Source organism: Symbiobacterium sp. (assembly GCF_040797425.1).
GTDB lineage: Bacteria > Bacillota > Sulfobacillia > Symbiobacteriales > Symbiobacteriaceae > Symbiobacterium.
In genome coordinates this window covers 1-17868 of the sequence record NZ_JBFNEH010000059.1, presented here as the reverse complement: position 1 = coordinate 17868, position 17868 = coordinate 1, and the positions used below count along the sequence as shown (strand labels likewise).

The 17868-nt window shown below is 69.0% G+C and carries 12 protein-coding genes; 9 read left to right on the top strand and 3 right to left on the bottom strand.

The annotated features are described in order from the left end of the window. Positions 1-628: 628 nt before the first annotated feature. On the top strand, positions 629-3046 hold the full coding sequence (locus tag AB2385_RS14785; protein WP_367655779.1) for an S-layer homology domain-containing protein: 2418 nt from the start codon (positions 629-631) through the stop codon (positions 3044-3046). 20 nt (positions 3047-3066) lie between these two features. Here AB2385_RS14785 and AB2385_RS14780 read toward each other — a convergent pair whose 3' ends face one another. Next, positions 3067-3852, bottom strand: coding sequence for an arginase family protein (locus tag AB2385_RS14780; RefSeq protein ID WP_367655778.1), 786 nt, complete (start codon positions 3850-3852; stop codon positions 3067-3069). Between the two features lie 176 nt (positions 3853-4028). Between AB2385_RS14780 and AB2385_RS14775 the strand changes: the two genes are divergently transcribed. Next, positions 4029-4319, top strand: coding sequence for a hypothetical protein (locus tag AB2385_RS14775; protein ID WP_367655777.1), 291 nt, complete (start codon positions 4029-4031; stop codon positions 4317-4319). Between the two features lie 69 nt (positions 4320-4388). Here AB2385_RS14775 and AB2385_RS14770 read toward each other — a convergent pair whose 3' ends face one another. After that, a complete protein-coding gene (locus AB2385_RS14770; RefSeq protein ID WP_367655776.1) occupies positions 4389-5399 on the bottom strand; it encodes a LacI family DNA-binding transcriptional regulator in 1011 nt (336 codons plus the stop codon). Between the two features lie 482 nt (positions 5400-5881). Between AB2385_RS14770 and AB2385_RS14765 the strand changes: the two genes are divergently transcribed. From AB2385_RS14765 to AB2385_RS14735, 7 genes are all read left to right on the top strand, one after another. Beyond that, positions 5882-8230: a glycoside hydrolase family 31 protein gene (locus AB2385_RS14765; protein WP_367655775.1), complete on the top strand. Its 2349-nt coding sequence runs from the start codon at positions 5882-5884 to the stop codon at positions 8228-8230. Between the two features lie 231 nt (positions 8231-8461). After that, complete coding sequence (locus tag AB2385_RS14760; RefSeq protein ID WP_367655774.1) at positions 8462-9730, top strand: maltose ABC transporter substrate-binding protein; 1269 nt, start codon at positions 8462-8464, stop codon at positions 9728-9730. A gap of 79 nt (positions 9731-9809) precedes the next feature. Then, positions 9810-10727, top strand: a complete 918-nt coding sequence (locus tag AB2385_RS14755) for a carbohydrate ABC transporter permease (protein WP_367655773.1) — start codon at positions 9810-9812, stop codon at positions 10725-10727. Between the two features lie 4 nt (positions 10728-10731). Continuing rightward, complete coding sequence (locus AB2385_RS14750) at positions 10732-11583, top strand: sugar ABC transporter permease (RefSeq protein ID WP_367655772.1); 852 nt, start codon at positions 10732-10734, stop codon at positions 11581-11583. Between the two features lie 15 nt (positions 11584-11598). Further along, the gene (locus AB2385_RS14745) at positions 11599-13536 is read left to right on the top strand and encodes a glycoside hydrolase family 13 protein (RefSeq protein ID WP_367655771.1); all 1938 of its coding nucleotides are present in this window, start codon (positions 11599-11601) and stop codon (positions 13534-13536) included. After that, positions 13533-15368 (top strand): alpha-amylase family glycosyl hydrolase, encoded by a 1836-nt coding sequence (locus AB2385_RS14740; protein ID WP_367655770.1) that lies wholly within the window; start codon positions 13533-13535, stop codon positions 15366-15368. Before AB2385_RS14745 ends, AB2385_RS14740 begins: the two co-directional genes overlap by 4 nt. 168 nt (positions 15369-15536) lie before the next feature. Further along, positions 15537-16433 carry an ROK family protein gene (locus AB2385_RS14735; protein WP_367655769.1) on the top strand — a complete coding sequence of 299 codons (897 nt, stop codon included), beginning with the start codon at positions 15537-15539 and terminating at the stop codon, positions 16431-16433. A 285-nt stretch (positions 16434-16718) separates the two neighbouring features. Here AB2385_RS14735 and AB2385_RS14730 read toward each other — a convergent pair whose 3' ends face one another. Beyond that, on the bottom strand, positions 16719-17696 hold the full coding sequence (locus tag AB2385_RS14730) for an ArsR family transcriptional regulator (RefSeq protein WP_367655768.1): 978 nt from the start codon (positions 17694-17696) through the stop codon (positions 16719-16721). Positions 17697-17868 lie beyond the last annotated feature (172 nt).

Below are 17868 nucleotides of genomic sequence, written 5' to 3'. Positions count from 1 at the left end.
CGGCGGGGGCGGCCCGGAGGGCGGGGCCATCACGGACTGAGCGGGTGCAGTTGGAAGATGGTCCGGCTGATGGGTGGACTATTGCACGAATGGCGGGCCGCGGACGACTCTGTCCGCAGCCCGCTCAGCATGTCGGCGGGGGCTCGGGACGGGAAGAGCCAGCATCAACAGCGAGCACGAACAGAGCATAAGCGTCGACGCCCAGCATCCAAGGCGGTCGGCCCTGCCGGGGTACGCGAGGCCATCGTCTACAGCGGCCACTGACAGAACGCAAGCGCCGGGGTTGGCATGGAGCGGTCGGGCCTGCCGGGGCAGACGAGGCCATCATCTACAGCGGCCACTGACAGAACGCAAGCGCCGGGGTTGGCATGGAGCGGTCGGGTTTGCCGGGGCAGACGAGGCCACGCAGGAGGTTGGCATGGAGCGATGGGGCCTGCCGGGGTAGGCGAGGTCACGCCAGGGGTTGGTATGGAACGGTCGGGTCTGCCGGGCGCGGCAGGGCTGACTTTCCCGCGCCACGGCTGCACGGCCGGCCTGACAAACGGCCCGCCGCCCACCCCCGGTCTTTTCCACTCTGACGGAACTACCCCCTATCCGTCTCACGTCTCACCTGAAGGGAGGTGGTCACGTGCGGCGGCGTCTGAGTCGCGTGGCCCTGCTGGCCGTGGCGTTTGTGATGCTCTGGGCGGAGCTCGCCTCCGCCTTCACATATTACGCGCCCGTGCCGCAGGGCAGCGTGGGCTGGGCGCGACCCCGCATTGCACAGCGGGTGATGCTGGACCCGGGCGATCGCATCACCGGTGCGGAGATGTGGTTGGACGGGCGCCCGGTCGTGCCCCGATGGGACGGGACCGGCCTCGTCTACTACGATCCTCCGGAGCCCCTGGCGCCGGGGGTGCATCGTGTGCGTCTGGTGGTCCGGATTGCGCCGGACCGGCCGGGCTACACCTATTTGCCCCTCACCTCGGAGTTTGAGTTCACCGTGGAGCAGGGCTCGCCCGCCGACTTGCCCTCCGCCGCCCTGGAGGAGCAGGCGGCCCTGGCGGCCGTCAACCGCTACCGGCGGGTAGCCGGGGTCCCGGCGATGGAGCGTGATGCCCGTCTGGCGGCAGCAGCGCAGAAGCACGCCGACTACCTGGCCAAGAACCCCGCTCAGGCGGAAGAAAATGCGCACTACCAGCCGCCCGGCACGCCGGGGTACTTTGGCGAGACTCCGGGCAACCGGGCGTGCTACTTCGCCTACGACGGCGGGACCGCCGAGGTCATCAACTTCGAAGTGCGGGCCGAAGAGGCGGTGGCGGGCTGGATCGACACGCTCTACCACCGCATCCCCCTCATCCACCCGGGCATGCGCGACTTCGGCTACGGGGTGGCCTCCGCCGCAGGGCACCGCGTGAACGTGGCTCTGTTGGGTCCCAACGAGCGGCAGGATCGGGTGGTGCAGTGGCCGGCGCCCGGAGAGACCGTACCGCCCCTCTGGGACGGCCTGGAGACGCCTGACCCCCTGGCCGTGCACCCCGGGGTGACCGGGCCCGTGGGGTACCCGATCACCCTGACCTTCGGCAACGCCCCCCGGGAACTGCGCCTCATCCGGTGGAGCCTGAAGGGCCCCGACGGCGAGGTGGCCGCCCTGCCCTTCGACCCGGTGCGCGACCGCAACCTGTCCGACACCGTGGCCCTCATCCCGAGGGAGCCGCTGCGCACGGGGGCCAGCTACACCGTGACGCTCGCCGGCGTGGTCGATCAGGGGAACGGTCCCGAGACGTTCGAGTACACCTGGTCGTTCCGGACCGCGACCGAAGTGCGGCCGGTGGTCACCCGCCGCACCATCGCCTACCAGAGCGACAACCGCGTTTCATTCATCCGCGTGGAAGGGCACGGGTTCCCGCAGGGGGTCAAGGTCTACCTGGGCGGGCTGCCCGTGGAGGGACTGGTGCGGGAGTCCGACACGGCCCTGCGCTTCCGGCTGCCCCGGGGCTACCAGGGGGGACCGGCCGACCTGCTGGTGGTGACCCCCGGCGGCCTCGAGGAAACCTGGCCGAATTTCCTGACCGGGACCGAGCAACTCTCACCCCCCGGGGGGCAGGTCTTCACAGCTCTCCCGCTGGTCGTGCGCGGCATGGTGTACCCCCATCCGGCGCTGGTTCACGCGAGCGGGGTCGTGCTGCTGCCCGTGTCGGTACTCCGGGAGTGGTCGGCGACTCCCGAGCAGGTGGAGGCAATCGGCCGGACCTGGTGGCGTTGGGCCAGCGCTTCGTCAGGGGAGCGGGTGGGCGACTACACGCTGGGCCGGACCACAGCCAGCGTGGAGGGACGGCCCCTGCGGCTGGCGCTGCCGGTCCTGCAGCGGGACGGACAGACCTACGTGGATGCGGCGTTCGCCACCGCACTGCTGGGGGCCGAAATACGGCAGACAGGCGGTCGGCTCTACTTATCCCGGACGATTGGCGGGCAGCAGGACATCGACGGTCACTGGGCCGAGGAGCCCATCGCCCGGCTGCTGGCGATGGGGGCGGTCTTCGGCTACGGCGACGGCACGTTCCGGCCCAACGACACCCTGACCCGGGCCGCCTTCGTGCGGATGCTGGTCTCTGCCCTGAACCTCCCGCTGCGGCCGGATGACGCGTCCGGCGCCTTTGCCGATACGGCGGGGCACTGGGTGGCCACCGGCGGCTACCTGGGTGCGGCGGTCGCGGCGGGGATCGTGAACCCCGGGGACTACCCCGGTGGCCGGTTCGAACCCGATCAGGGGATTCCGCGCGAGGAGATCGCCGTGATGCTGGTGCGGGCCCTGGGGCTGGAGGAGCAGGCGCTGGCGACGCCGCTCTCCGTGGCCGGCGGTACGGCGGTGATCGCAGGCCGGCGGTTCACGGACGCCTATCAATGGCGCTGGCCCCGGCACGTGGCCGAGGCCGTGCGATCGGGTTTGATTGTCGGATACCCCGGGGAGGGCGGGAGCTTCACCTTTGGTCCCCGCCTGACGGCCACCCGGGCCGAGGCCGCCACGCTGGTGGTGCGCGCGCTGGACACCCTGGCGGCGCGGTGACCCCGGCGGGCGGGTGACCCTCAGTCCGTGCGCCCCACCCCGGTGAGGCGGCTGCCGTGCAGGACGGGCGCCAGCGCGTCCCGGATGGCGATGTTGGCCTGTTCGTTGCGCCGGATTGCAGCCCGGTCCTGGAGGCTGGGCACGACCTGGGTGGGCGAGATCTCCCACTCGCCGCATACGTCGGCCCCGACGATGCGGCGGTGGCGGCCCAGCAGGTGCAGCCAGGAGAGCAGGTCGGCCAGAGGCAGGTCGCCCGCCCCCCAGGTGGTCACCGCATCGTCCGGTGCCAGTACGTCCTTGTCCACCGAGATGTAGATGTCTGAGCCGGGCAGTGTGCGGTCGGCCCACTCGGCGAAGCGAGCCGGCGGCGCCGGCTCCGGGACCCGCAGGATGCGGGGGTGGGGAAGGTAGCGCTGGAGTTCCGGCTCCCGTCCGCCCACCCACACCACGCGCCGGACCCAGGGCAGGGCCAGCGCGTGGCGCACCCAGTCGCCGCAGGTGACGACGCCCCCCTGCACGGGCGAGGCGTCGTGGTGGTGGTCGAAGAGGACCAGCGAAACCGGCTGGCGCAGCGACTGCAGCCGGAGCAATGTGACGTAGTGGTACTCGCCGGTGCCCCAGTAGCCGAGGGGTACATCCCGGTGGGGCTCCAGGGCCGCGGCGATGGCGGACAGGGCCTCGGGCGTGGCGCAGGACTTCTTCCCCGTCAGGTGGCGGAGGTCGACCCACTCGTGGGGCGACGCCAGGAGGCGCGACTGCCAGGTGAGCGTATCGTCGAGGTTGAGTACGAGGAAAGGTCGGCTCATGGGCATTGTCCCCCCTGCTGCCATTTTAGCAGAAGAGTGAGACGCCCGGGGTGTTTCGTGAACCTAACCGGAACGGCCCGCCTTGTCACCCGGCGGACGGGCGAAGCCGCGTGCCATCAGGGGTCTGTTGGAGCGACGCACGGCCGATACGGGTTCACGGGCAGGGGGTGTCGCTCGTGAAGCGTCTGCTCAGTCTCGCCGGCACTTTCTTATGCGTGTTCTTTCCTGCGCCGTGGCTGGGCGACAAGGTCCTGTACCGGCTGCCGGTGGAGCGCCCGGAGCCGTACCGGCAGATGGTCTGGCTGTTCTCGGCGACCATCGCGTACGCTCTCCTGCGGCCGTGGTTCCCCGACAAGTTGCCGCAAGTAGAGCCCGCCGTGTGGTTCCGGGTCCCCGGGCTCCGGGGTCGCTGTGCCGAGCCTGGCCCTGAATGGTATACCTGCCCGCCGCCAGCCCGTTTCGGCTGATGGCCGTACGCCTGCCCGAACCCCCGGAAGAAGAAGGCGGTCTCGCGCCTGGCGAGGCCGCCTGATTTGCTACAACGTCCAGTTCGTCGATTCCCGCACCACCAGCTGGCTCGGCAGGACCACCTGCCGCGGGCCGGTTACCCCGTGCTTCAGGCTGTCCAGGAGAAGGCCGGCCGCCGCCATGCCCATGTCGAAGATGGGAATGCGCACGGTGGAGAGCGGCGGGTCCAGGAGCGCGGTCAGCGGGTCGTCGTTGACCCCCATCACCGCCACCTTGCGGGTGAGCCCCCGCTCCTTCAGCACCATCAGGGCGCCGACGGCCATCGCATCGTCGGTGCAGAAGACGGCGGTGGGAGGCTCGGGCAGTGACAGCAGCCCGACCATCGCCCGGTAGCCGCCCTCCTTCGTGAACTGGCCCTCGACCTCGTACTCCGGCGGCAGGGGGAGCTTGTACCGGGCCATGGCCTGGCGGAACCCCTGGCCGCGGTCGACGGACACGGTGAGCTCCGCGGGTCCGTTGATGATGGCGATGCGCTGGTGGCCGCGGCCCACCAGGTGCTCGACGGCCATCTCACCGACCGCCACGTTGTCGTTGTTCACCCAGCTGATCGGCTGCCCCGGGTCGCCCCGGCCGATCAGCACGAAGGGGAACCCCTCGGCGGTCAGCTTTCCCAGCAGCGTGTCCCGGATGCGGGAGGAGGTGAGGATCACGCCGTCGACCCGCTGCTGCCTGAGGAGGCGCAGGCAGGCGTGGTGCTCCTCGTCGGGCGTAGCCGTCATGGAGAGTACCAAGTCGTATCCGTTCCGATGCAGCTCCGCCCCGATGCCCCGGAGCACCTCCGGGAAGAACGGGTTGGCGAAGGCCTGCTCGGCCGGGCGGGCGATGATCACGCCCACCGCGTTGGCGGACTTGCGCACGAGGCTGCGGGCGTTGGCATTCGGATAGTAATTGAGGGCCCTCATCGCCTCCCGGACCCGCGCCTGCGTCTCGGGGCTGATGCGGCTGGAGCCCGCGATCACCCGAGAGACGGTGGAGGGGGAGACCTTCGCCAGACGGGCCACGTCCTTGATTGTGGCCATGCTGACACCTCCTCGGAGCAGCCGGGCCCCGCGCGGCGGCGGAACACGCACTGCGGTCGTCTGCAAACGTTTGCGCTAACCCGCTCATTTCAACGCCCGTCTCCAGACTCCTGCATCCCAGGGAAGTTTACACCGCGATTTATTGGAACAAGTCCTCCGGCGGCCGGACGGGGTGGTCGCAGACGGGTGCAGAGGAGTCCGGAAGTGCCTCTCAGCCCTGTCCTTTGGGGCTGCGCGGGCCATCCTCCGGTCTATTTCAGCGTCTCACCGATGACCATTTTGCTTCCAGCGCTCCCGTGTGGCAGGAAGATCCCCCGTCGGAGAAGAATCCCTTGTGCAGACGATTGCACTGGTGCCTGCCGCCACCTGGCAGGGGCGGCCCCCGTAGGGATCGGCCCGCATGCAAACGATTGCGCGCCTCAGAGGGTCAACGCCCGCCCCGCAGAGCAGGCCAGTGCTCGATTGCAACGGAGGTGCTTGACGTGCACGCAGTCGGCCTCCTGCGCCGGTACGAACTCACCGCCGGAACCCTGACGCTCCAGACCGCCGGTGCACAGATCACGCTGCGCTTCCTGGCCCCCGACCTGGTGCGCATCACGCTGCTGCCTGACGGCCGGCGCCTGCGCACCTCGGTGGCCGTGCTGCCCCTGAACCGGGGTGAGGTGGAGGCCCGGCTGGAAGAGGACGAGAATGCGCTGCGCCTCATCTCCCCGGAGATGGCGGTGGAGGTGGAGCGGGCCACGCTGAGCCTCCGCTTCTACGACCGCGCCGGCCGGCTGCTGGCCGGTCCGGTCCGGCTTACGTGGGACGAGGGGACCGTGGCCTGGGAGCAGGCGGCGCCCCCCGACGCCCGCTATTACGGCCTCGGCCAGAAGATGGGCTTCCTCGACAAGCGGGGGCGCAAGCTCACCCTCTGGGCCACCGACGAGTCGCTGCACACGCCGGACCGCGACCCGCTCTACCAGTCGATCCCGTTCCTCATTACGGTGCAGTCCTGCCGGGCCCACGGCCTCTTCGTGGACAGCACGGCCCGGATCTGGTGCGATCTCGCCAGGGAGCAGCCGGACCTCTGCGCGATCCGGGCGGAGGACGACTACCTGGACGCCTACTTCTTCGCCGGCCCCACGGTGAAGAGGCTGCTGGCGCGCTACACCGAACTCACCGGCCGCATGGAGCTGCCGCCCCTGTGGGCCCTGGGCTATCACCAGTGCCGCTACACCTACTGCCCCGAGTCGCGGGTGCGCGAGGTGGCCGCGGAGCTGCGCCGGCGGCAGATCCCCTGCGACGCCATCTGGCTGGACATCGACTACATGGACGGCTACCGGGTCTTCACCTGGCATCCGGAGCGCTTCCCCGACCCGAAGGGCATGGTGGCGGACCTGGCGGCGCAGGGCTTCCGCACCGTCACCATCGTGGACCCCGGGGTGAAGGTGGACGGTCGCTACCCCGTCTTCCAGGAGGGCGTGGCCGGGGGGCACTTCATCTGCCACGAGGACGGCGAGCTCTGCATCGGCAACGTCTGGCCCGGGCGCTCCGCCTTCCCCGACTTCACCCGGGCGGCCACCCGGCGCTGGTGGGGCGACCTGCACCGGGGCCTGGTGACCGAGGTGGGCGTCGCCGGCATCTGGAACGACATGAACGAGCCGGCGGTCTTCAACGAGCGCCGGACCCTGCCCTCCACGGCGGTGCAGGGGGAGGAGGGCGAGCGGATCAGCCACGACAAGCTGCACAACGCCTACGGCCTCCTGATGGCCCGGGCCACCTACGAGGGGCTGAGGCGCCTTCTCCCCGGCCGCAGGCCCTTCCTGCTCACCCGCTCGGGCTACGCCGGCATCCAGCGCTACGCCGCCGTCTGGATGGGCGACAACCACAGCTGGTGGGAACACCTGCTCATCACGGTGCCCATGCTGCTGGGGATGGGCCTCTCCGGCGTCCCCTTCGTGGGCGTGGACATCGGCGGGTTCCAGGGGGACTGCGATGGCGAGCTCTTCGCCCGCTGGGTTGAGCTCGGCGCCTTCCTTCCCTTCTGCCGCAACCACAGCGCGATGGGCACGGCGGACCAGGAGCCCTGGGCCTTCGGGCCGGAGGTGGAGGAGATCGCCCGCCGGTACATCACGCTGCGCTACCGGCTCCTGCCCTTCCTCTATAACGAGTTCTACAAGTGCAGCCAGACCGGGCTGCCGGTGATGCGCCCGCTGCTGATGGAGTACCCCGACGACCCCGAGACCGCCAACCTCTCCGACCAGTTCCTGCTGGGCGAGGACCTGATGGTCTGCCCGGTCTACCAGCCCGGCGCCCGGGCGCGGCTGGTCTACTTGCCGGCCGGGGAGTGGGTGGACTTCTGGACCGGGGCCCGGGTGAACGGGCCGGCCCGGATCGTGGCCGAGGCGCCGCTGGAGCGGATGCCGCTCTTCGTGCGGGCCGGGGCGATCCTGCCCATGGGGCCCGTCCGGCAGTGGACCGACCAGCCCGCCCCGGCGGAGCTGACCCTGCAGGTGTACGCCGGCGCCGACGGTGCCCTGGACCTGTACGAGGACGAGGGCGAGGGCTACGGCTACCGGGAGGGCCGCTGCTCCATCACGCCGGTGCGGCTGGAGAGCGCCCCCGGCGAGGTGCGGCTCCGCATCGGCGCCCCGGAGGGCGGCTACCGCCCCGCCCGGGAGCGGCTGATCGTCCGGCTCTTTGCCCCCGGCCGGGTGGAGGCCGTGGAGCGGGACGGCGAGCCCGTGGACTTCACCCGGGCTGCGGACGGTGCGGTGGAAGTGGTCCTTCCTGCCCCCGCCGACGGTGGCCCCATCGCGGCCGAACTGCGCTTCCGGATGGCACCCTGACCCAAGGCGCTGACGCCGCCGATCCGGCGATGGGCTGACCCCGCAGCGGCCGGCTGACGAGCGGTTCCGATCCCCCATGGACAGGCGGTGTCCCGAACCGCCCAGATTCCCCCGGCCTGTCCGGTTCGCTTCCGGTCGGGCAGGCGGACCGGGGCCGACATCAACGCACGGTGTTCCTGAGCCCGCGCGGCTCTCACATAGACCCATCGAGATCGTGTGGAGGTGTTCTGAATGCGTACCAGGAAGTGGCTCGCTGGCGCCCTCACGGTTCTGATGCTCTCCTTCGCCCTTGCAGGGTGCGGCTCCTCATCCTCGTCACAGCAAACTCAGAACCAGGGGGGCTCGCAGCAGCAACAGGAGCAGCCGACCCAGTCCACCCCCAGCAAGGAACCCGTTGAGCTGACCGTCTGGTCGCACCTGACCACCCCTGAGGTGGAAGTCGTGCAGCAGGTCGCCGACGAGTGGGCGGCGAAGACTGGCAACAAGGTGACGGTGCTTGAGGACCAGACCGGCTTCCAGGAATACGCGGCCGCTGCGACCGCCGGCCAGGGCCCCGACATCATGTACGGCCTGCCCCACGACAACCTCGGCCCGTTCTGGAAGGCCGGCCTGTTGGAGCCCGTGCCTGACGGCGTGATCAACGACAGCGACTACGAGCAGGTGACGATCAACGCCGTCTCCTTCGAGGGCCAGAAGTTCGCGGTCCCCATCTCGTATGAGGCCGTGGCGCTCTTCTACAACAAGGCGCTGGTGAGCGAGCCTCCCACCGAGTGGGACGACTTCCTCGCCCTGGCCCAGGAGAAGGGCTTCATGTACAAGGTGAAGGACTTCTACTTCACCTACGGCTTCATCGCCGGCAGCGGCGGGTACGTCTTCAAGGACAAGGGCGGCGGCAACCTCGACCCCAACGACGTGGGCCTCGCCAGCGAGGGCGCCATCGCCGGCCTGCAGCTGCTCAGCGACTTCGTGAACAAGTACCACCTCATGCCCAGCGACGTGGATGACAACATGGCCAAGGCCGAGTTCCAGGCGAACAACATCGCCTTCTACCTCTCCGGCTCCTGGGACGTGAAAGGCTTTGAGGACGCCGGCGTCGACTTCGGCATCGCCCCGATGCCCAAGATGCCGAGCGGCCAGCCGTTCACCCCGTTCGTGGGCGTGCAGTGCGCCTTCGTGAGCGCCGACTCCAAGCACAAGGAGGAGGCCTGGGATCTGGTCAAGTACCTGCAGGAGAACGTGCCGGACAAGCTGGTCTCGGTGGGCAACCGCATCCCGGCCCAGAAGTCGATGGCCTCCGCCCTCGAGAGCAACAAGTACCTGCCGGGCTTTGCCGAGAGCGCGAAGAACGGCCATCCGATGCCCAATATCCCGGAGATGTCGGCCGTCTGGACCCCGGCGGCCAACATGATCGACCTGGTCGTGACGCAGCAGGCTACCCCGGAGCAGGCTGCACAGCAGGCTGTGCAGGCCATCAACGAGGCGGTCGCGGCCATGCAGTAGCGTGAGCGGAGGGGGGCGGGACCTCCCGCCCCCCTTGCTCTCGCCCCGTGGCCGATCCACCCCCCGGGAGGGATCTTCGATGCAATCGCTTCGTCGCCGGTTGGCCCCCTATGCCTACCTCTCGCCCGCCCTGATCACCATCCTTTTCCTGACCATCTTCCCGATGGTCTTCACCATCTACCTGGCGTTTACCGACGCCAACCTGTATACCTTCCGCACCGGACCAAAGCTGGTCGGGTTCCAGAACTTCGTGGAAATCTTCACGGGTTCGTTCTCCAAGGCTTTCTTCCCGGTTCTGGGCTGGAACATCATCTACGCGCTGTTCAGCGTGCTGACCCAGTTTACTTTCGGCCTCTTCCTGGCGATCTTGCTCAATAACCCGCACATGCGGGAGTCGAACCTCTACCGCGCGATCCTCATCATCCCCTGGGCCATCCCCGGCACCCTGGCGGTGCTGGCGTGGCGGGGTCTGCTCAACACCAGCTCCGGCGCGATCAACGTGGCCCTGGGTACGCTCTTCGGGATTCCCCCGATTCCCTGGCTGCAGGATCCCCTCCTGGCCCGGATCTCGGTGCTGCTGGTGAACCTGTGGCTGGGCTTTCCCTGGTTCATGACCGTCTGCCTCGGCGCCCTGCAATCCATCGACACCGGGCTCTACGAGGCCGCCGAGATCGACGGCGCCTCCCCGTGGCAGCAGTTCCGGAACATCACCTTCCCGCTGCTGACCCGCATGACCGTGCCGCTCATGATCAGCTCCTTTGCCCACAACTTCAACAACTTCGGCACGGCCTTCCTCATGACCGACGGCGGCCCGGTGCGCCTCAGCGCCTTCCAGGCCGGCTACACCGACATCCTGGTCTCGGTGGGCTACAAGCTCACGGTGCAGCAGTACCGGTACGGCCTGTCGGCGGCGCTGTCGCTGCTCCTCTTCATCATCGTGGCCGTGATCAGCCTGATCAACATGAAGATGACCGGGGCCTTTGCGGAGGAGGATTGAGGACATGGCGCGTCATCGGACGAAGCTCCGCCCGTACGAGCGGGCCAGGCTCTGGACCTCCCGGATCATCATCTGGGTCGTCATCCTCCTGGTGATGTTCCCGCTCTTCTCGGTGGTCGCGTCCTCCTTCCAGAAGGGCGACGCCTTCGCCGTGAAGCGGATGTTGCCCGACCCGAGGCTCTTTACCTTCGACAACTATCGTGCGCTCTTCACGGAGAGCCGCTATCCGATTTGGCTGAAGAACAGCCTGCTGATCGGCACCACCGTGGGCATCCTGCAGGTGGCGGTGACGCTCACCGCGTCGTACGCCTTCAGCCGCCTCAAGTTCTGGGGGCGGAAGAACGGCATCCGCACCCTCATGATCCTGCAGATGATGCCCTCCATGGTCTCGCTGGCGGCCATCCAGTTCGTGCTGTTCAAGCTGAACCTGGCCAACCTCTTCGGGTTCCTGCTCTCGTCGATGGGCGCCAGCGCCTGGTCGATCTGGCTCCTCAAGGGCTTCATCGACAGCATCCCGCGGGACCTGGACGAGGCGGCCAAGGTGGACGGCTGCAACGACTGGCAGGTCTTCCGGCTGATCATCGTTCCCCTGTCGGTGCCCATGCTGGCGGTGCTCTTCCTGTTCAGCTTCATGGGCGTGTTCAGCGAGTTCGTGATGTCCAGCGCCCTGCTCAAGAATCCTGACCACTGGCTGATGGCCCAGGGCCTCCGGTCCTTCTCGGCCAACGCCTACTCCACCGCCTGGGGCAAGCTCTCCGCGGCCGTGGTGGTCACCGCGTTCCCGCTGGCGGGCATCTGGATGCTGGCCCAGAACCTGGTCCAGTCCGGCCTCACCCGCGGCGCGGTCAAGGGATAGGAGGAGAGGGAGCCCATGCAACTGGCGGCCCTGCAGCACCGGTGCACCGCCCCCTTCGCCTATCCGGTGGGCGACGGACACCTGCGCGTGATCCTGAAGGCGGCCGAAGGCGACCTGGCCGCTGCCGAATGCTACTACGGCGACCGGTACGCCTGGCCGCCGGAGAACAACGCCTCCCTGCCCCTCGCACCGCTGGGAGGCGACGGCTTGCATGAGTACTGGGGCGTAACCCTGCCGGCGCCGACAAGGCGGGTGCGCTACCTTTTCCGCCTGGAGGGGCGGGACGGGGCCATCGTGTGGCTGTCCGAGTCCGGCCTGAGCGAGTCCCGACCCGACCGCGACTTCTTCCAGTATGCCTACATCCACCGGGGCGACCGGTTCCGGCAGCCCGCCTGGCTGCGGGGGGCGATCCTCTACCAGATCTTCCCCGACCGCTTCTGCAACGGCAACCCGGCCAACGACCCGCCGGGCACCGGGGCCTGGGGCGAGCGGCCCACCCGCCGGTATGTGGCCGGCGGCGACCTGGCGGGCATCCGGGAGCGCCTCGGCTACCTGGAGGACCTGGGGGTCGGTTGCATCTACACCACGCCCATCTTCCGGTCCCCGTCCAACCACAAGTACGACACCACCGACTACTACGAGATCGATCCGGCTTTCGGGACCAAGGGCGAGCTGGCCGAGTTGGTGGCGGAGGCGCACCGGCGGGGCATGCGCTTCGTCCTGGATGCCGTTTTCAACCACTCCGGCGCGCTCTGGGCGCCCTTCCAGGACGTGATCGCCCGGGGGCCTGACTCGCCGTACCGGGACTGGTTCTACGACCTGCACTCCTTCCCGGTGGACGTGGCGGCCTGCAACTACGAGACCTTCGCGGTTCGTGTGCCCACCATGCCCAAGCTGAACAGCGCCAACCCGGAGCTGGCCGAGTACCTGCTGCAGGTGGCGGTGCACTGGATCCGGGAGGCGGGCATCGACGGCTGGCGGCTGGACGTGGCCGACGAGGTCGGGCACCGCTTCTGGCGCGCCTTCCGGGAGCGGGTGAAGGCCGTGAAGCCTGACGCCTTCATCATGGGCGAGGTCTGGCACGACGCCCTGGACTGGCTGAACGGCGACCAGTTCGACTCGGTGATGGACTATCCGTGGCGGGAGGCGACGCTGGCCTGGCTGACGGGGCGGATCGACGCCCGGGCCTACGACCGCCGGCTCACCCGCCTGCGTTTCCGCTACACCGCCGAGGCAGCCCGCGGGCTCGTGCGCATGCTTTCCACCCACGACACGCCCCGGGTGCGGACGCTCGTCGGCTCCCGGGAGCGGGCGGCCCAGGCGGCGGTGCTGCTGCTCACCTGCGAGGGCGTGCCGATGATCCTCTACGGCGACGAGGTGGGGCTGGAGGGAGGGAATGATCCCGACTGCCGCCGCTGCTACCCGTGGAACGACGAGGAGCCCCGGGACCTGGGCCTGCTCAGCCTCTACCGCCGGCTCGGCCGCATCCGCCGCGCCTTCCCGTGGCTGAACGAGGGCGCCTGGGAGACGGTGCAGGCGGAGAGGGATGTGCTGGCCTACCTGCGGCTCCCGACGCCTGCCTACTCCCCCGAGCGCCCCGCCTGCGAGGAGGGGCTGCTGGTGGTGCTGAACGGCGGCGCCGACCCCGTCTCGCTCGACCTGCCTCCGGGTGATTGGGTGGACCTGCTGGCGGGCGAGATGCAGACCGGGCGGCTGGAGCGGCCGGCCGGAGGTCCGGCTGCCGGACCGGTTGCCAGCCCTGACCCCGGGCTTACGGCTGGCTCCGCGGACTGTTCACGGGTCGTGCGGCTGGTCCGGCGGGCGGGGGGGCCCGTCGCGGGGCCTGCGGCGGGCGTGCCCGCGCAGCCTGCGGGCACCTCTACCTTGCATCTGCCTCCGCTGGGGCTGGCGGTGCTGGCCCCGGCGTGGATGGAAGGGGTGGTGCGGATATGACGCGCACTCGGCGCATATTGGCGGCGCTGGCGGCTGGAGCGGCGCTGGCGGCCGGGTCGGCTGCCTTGCCGTGCTTGTCCGGGCCTGTGGCTGCGGCGACGTCACCTTCCGGGGTGGCGTCTGCCGCTTCTGCCACCGAAGCGTCGCCGGCGGGCCGTGTGGCGGCCCCCGCAGCCGAAGCCGCCGCGGCGTCTGCCGCTGGTGCTTCTTCCGGCACTCTGGCCGTCGCTCCGGCAACGGCGTTCGACGCCACCGCCGCGGCCGGCGCCGTTGCGGTAGCCTCTGGGACCCCGTCCACAGCCGGTCTCCTGGCTGCACCCGCAGGTAGCCCGCCCGCTGCGGAGACGTCCGACCGCACCTGGCAGGACGAGACCATCTACTTCATCATGATCGACCGCTTCCACAACGGCGACCCCAGCAACGACGGGGCCGTCAACCCCCGGAACCCCCGGGCGTGGCACGGCGGCGACATCCAGGGCATCATCGACAAGCTGGACTACATCCAGTCTCTGGGCTTCACCGCCATCTGGATCACCCCGCACGTGAAAAACGCGGGCAACGACTACCACGGCTACGGTGCGGTGGACTTCTTCGAAACCGACCCCCACTTCGGCACCAACGAGACCGTGAAGCAACTGGTGGAGGAGGCCCACCGGCGGGGCATGAAGGTCATCTTCGACATCGTGGTCAACCACACCGGGCCGCTGAACCCGCTGGTCAGCGAGCACCCGGACTGGTTCCACCCGAAGAAGGCCATCAGCAACTGGTCGGACGAGAAGCAGGTGCAGGAGGGCTGGCTCTACGACCTGCCCGATTTCGACCAGTCCAACCCCGAGGTGCGGGAGTACATCCTGAGTTACAGCCGGTTCTGGATCGAGACGACTGACGTGGACGGCTTCCGCATCGACACTGTGAAGCACGTGCCCCGCGACTTTTTCACCTGGTATAGCGCGGAACTGCAGAAGATCAAGCCGGGCTTCTGGCTGATCGGCGAGGTGTGGGAGAACGCCCCCTGGAAGCTGGCGGCCTATCAGGACGCGGGCGTTGCCGCCGTGCTGGACTTCCCCACAAACGCCGCCCTCCGCTCCGCCCTCGCACAGGGCGGGTCGATGCGCCAACTGGCCAATCAGGTGAAGGCGGTCGGGGCCACGCTGGCGAATCCCTACCAAATGGGCGGCTTTATTGACAATCACGATATGACCCGGTTCGTCAGCGAGGCGAAAGACCGCCCGATCGAGCGGCTGAAGCTGGCGCTCACCTTCCTCTTCACGCAGCGCTCCATCCCCATCGTCTACTACGGCACCGAGATCGGCATGGAGGGCCTGAACGACCCCTACAACCGGAACGACTTCCCCTGGGGCGAGGAGCAGAACCCCGACGTGACCGACCTGGTGCGGCAGTTGAATGCGATCCGGCAGGCGCATCCGGCCCTGCGCCGGGGGACGGTGGAGGAGCTGCTGGCCACGAGCACGGAGTACGCCTACGGCCGGGCGGCCGACGGGGACCGGGTGGTCGTGGTGCTGACCAACGCCACCGACCCGGTGACCGGCCTGGCGGTGGACGTGACCCCGCTGGGCTTTGCCGACGGCACCCGGTTGCGGGACGAGCTGACCGGCCGGGAGGTGGAGGTGACGGGCGGCCACGTGACGCTGGATCTGGCGCCGCTGTCGGGTGTGATCCTGGCGGAGGCGCCCGCGGCGACGGCGTCGGCCTCACTGGCCGGGCGGCCCGGCATTCTGGTCGCCGTCCTGAGCGGCCTGGCGGTCCTGGTCGGGCTCGTGCTCCTGGGTCTGCGCCGCACCTCGGGACGTGGCGCCGCAGGTGCCCGGTAAGCGTTCGCCGTCCGGGGCCGGGGCTGGTCGGTCCTGGTGCCCATCCCCACGGGCGTCGCTGGCCTCCCTCGTTTCAGTTCGGTGGCCGCCCGCCGATCTCCCCAGTGCCGGGTCAGGGCCACCCCGCGGTCAACGAAGCCGCACTACGGCCAACGGGAGCGTGAGATCATGGCACTATTCGGAGGCATCGAGGCTGGAGGAACCAAGTTCGTCTGCGCCGTGGGCACGGGGCCCGACGACCTTCGGGCGGTGACCCGCTTCCCGACGACCACCCCGGAGGAGACCATCGCTCGGGTGATCGAGTACTTCCGCAGCCAACCGGAGCCGGTGGCGGCCATCGGCATCGGGTCGTTCGGCCCCACCGACCCCGACCCGGCCTCTCCGACTTACGGCACCATCACCTCGACGCCGAAGCCGGGCTGGCGGAACACCCCCATCCGGCAGCGGCTGCTGGAGGCCCTGGGCGTCCCGATCGCCTTCGACACCGACGTGAACGCGGCGGCGCTGGGCGAGTACGTCTGGGGCGCCGCCCAGGGGTGTGACACGTGCGTCTACCTCACGGTGGGCACGGGCATCGGCGGCGGGGCACTGGTGGGCGGGCGGCTGATGCACGGCCTGGTCCACCCCGAGATGGGCCACATCTACGTTCGTCGCGACCGGGAGAGAGACCCCTTCCCGGGCGTCTGCCCGTACCACGGCGACTGCTTTGAGGGGCTGGCCTCCGGGCCAGCGCTGGAGAAGCGCTGGGGGACGCGGGCGGAGAACCTGCCGCCGGACCATCCCGCCTGGGCGCTGGAGGCGGAGTACATCGCACAGGCCCTGGTGAGCTACATCCTTATCCTCTCGCCGCAGCGCCTCGTGCTGGGCGGCGGGGTGATGCACCAGGAGGTCCTGTTCCCGCTGATCCGGAAGCGGGTGCAGGAGCTGCTGAACGGGTACGTGAAGTCGCCGGCGATCCTGGACGACATCGACTCGTACATCGTGCCGCCGGCCCTGGGCGACCGGGCCGGGGTGCTGGGTGCGATCGCCCTGGCGCAACGGGAGATGGGTGCAGGCGTCCCGTGATACGGCCCCTGGCCGGCTGGCCATCCGAATCTTGCTTGGAGCCTGGGAGCGAGTTCTCGGCACATCCGACTGACGGTGGGAGTGCCGGCCAGGCTCTGGGAGCCGGTTTGGGCCCGCGCGGCTCACGTTGGGTGGGCTGCGCCCCGCCTGGGTCGAAAACTGACCCCCACCGGTCTGCGTGACGGGTGGGGGTTTTGCGTGTATGTACAGCCTTGTGCAGCCTGCTTCTGCTTCTGTGTGTTGCCAGACGTGTGCGGCCCGTCGAGACTCGAACCTTGCCGCACCCTATGCCTGCTGGGCCATGACCGAACGGCGGTATCCGGCGCTGCGCCACTCCAGGTAGGCGATGATCTCTTCCATCCCTTCGAGGTCGCGGAGGGGCAGGAGGCCTTTCACCTTGCGCTGCATGCCTTCGAGCGTGAGGTCTTCGGCGTGGACGATCACCAAGCGGATACCGCGCTCGGCGCAGATGCCGAGCTTGATGAGATCGCGTGCCCGTTGCCGTCTGGCCTCCTCCGCATCCGGGAACAGGCGAGTCGGGCCGTAGTGCTGGGGGCCGTTGAACTCGAAGGCGATGTTGGGTGGGTAGAAGCGGTCGAACTGCAGTTCCTCGTTCGTGTACGGGTTGACGAGGAATCCGGGAGAGGCATCATCCTCGTAGTCGTCGCAGTCCACGAGGAGGGTGAGGTACTCCCGCATGAGCGCCTCGCCGAGGAACGGTGCCCGCTGCAGCCGGCGTTCGATGGCTGCGATTGCCAGTCGAACCCGCTCGGCATGGGGGTTGCGAAGAGTGATCTGGAAACTGCCCTTCCGGCGTGGACGATCGACTGATACCCACCCGTGTGTTTCCAGGGTCTTCAGGGCTTGCCTGAGGGTGGTGAGTGACAGGTCCGTTTCTCGCCGCAGGTCTGTCCAAGTTGTGGTGATCGACGGGTACCGGAAGCCCGGCAGAAGCTGGACCTCGGCAAAGAAGAGCTTGGCCAGGGGGGTGATGCCGCGGGTCTTGAGCAGGGGGATGGGCAGTCTGGCCCATCCAGCCCGGCTGCTCCGAACCGGCGGCGACTGGTCCAGCCCCTCGTCTCGCAACTGGCGTTCGGCACGGATCACACCGTCCCGGGAAAGGCACGTGATCTGCTGCATTTCCCTGCGGTCTTGCGCTGCTTGCCGTGCCGCCCAGATCAGCTTGGACGAGGGGCTGAGTGAACGATGGAAGGCGACCTCCCGGGGAATCAAGACTTCCTTTGGGCGGTAACGCTTCTTCACCTTCTCGATCCCTCCGGGGACTAGTTCGTGGCGGAGGAGGGAATTCCTTCCAGTTGGTTCGACGCCAGGTGGTGTTAGACCCCCGAGCCGGCTTCGTCGGTTCGGGGGGTGATGTCATGGGGGCCGAGGATTGGGTGGACGGTGGCCTGGCGGGGTGTTCCAGGCATGAAGT

Bases quoted from the DNA above. Each gene is read 5' to 3' on its own strand.
- AB2385_RS14770 (WP_367655776.1), bottom strand. From the start codon at position 5,399: ATGGCCACAATCAAGGACGTGGCCCGTCTGGCGAAGGTCTCCCCCTCC.
- AB2385_RS14740 (WP_367655770.1), top strand. From the start codon at position 13,533: ATGACGCGCACTCGGCGCATATTGGCGGCGCTGGCGGCTGGAGCGGCG.
- AB2385_RS14760 (WP_367655774.1), top strand. From the start codon at position 8,462: ATGCGTACCAGGAAGTGGCTCGCTGGCGCCCTCACGGTTCTGATGCTC.
- AB2385_RS14735 (WP_367655769.1), top strand. From the start codon at position 15,537: ATGGCACTATTCGGAGGCATCGAGGCTGGAGGAACCAAGTTCGTCTGC.
- AB2385_RS14745 (WP_367655771.1), top strand. From the start codon at position 11,599: ATGCAACTGGCGGCCCTGCAGCACCGGTGCACCGCCCCCTTCGCCTAT.
- AB2385_RS14750 (WP_367655772.1), top strand. From the start codon at position 10,732: ATGGCGCGTCATCGGACGAAGCTCCGCCCGTACGAGCGGGCCAGGCTC.
- AB2385_RS14780 (WP_367655778.1), bottom strand. From the start codon at position 3,852: ATGAGCCGACCTTTCCTCGTACTCAACCTCGACGATACGCTCACCTGG.
- AB2385_RS14755 (WP_367655773.1), top strand. From the start codon at position 9,810: ATGCAATCGCTTCGTCGCCGGTTGGCCCCCTATGCCTACCTCTCGCCC.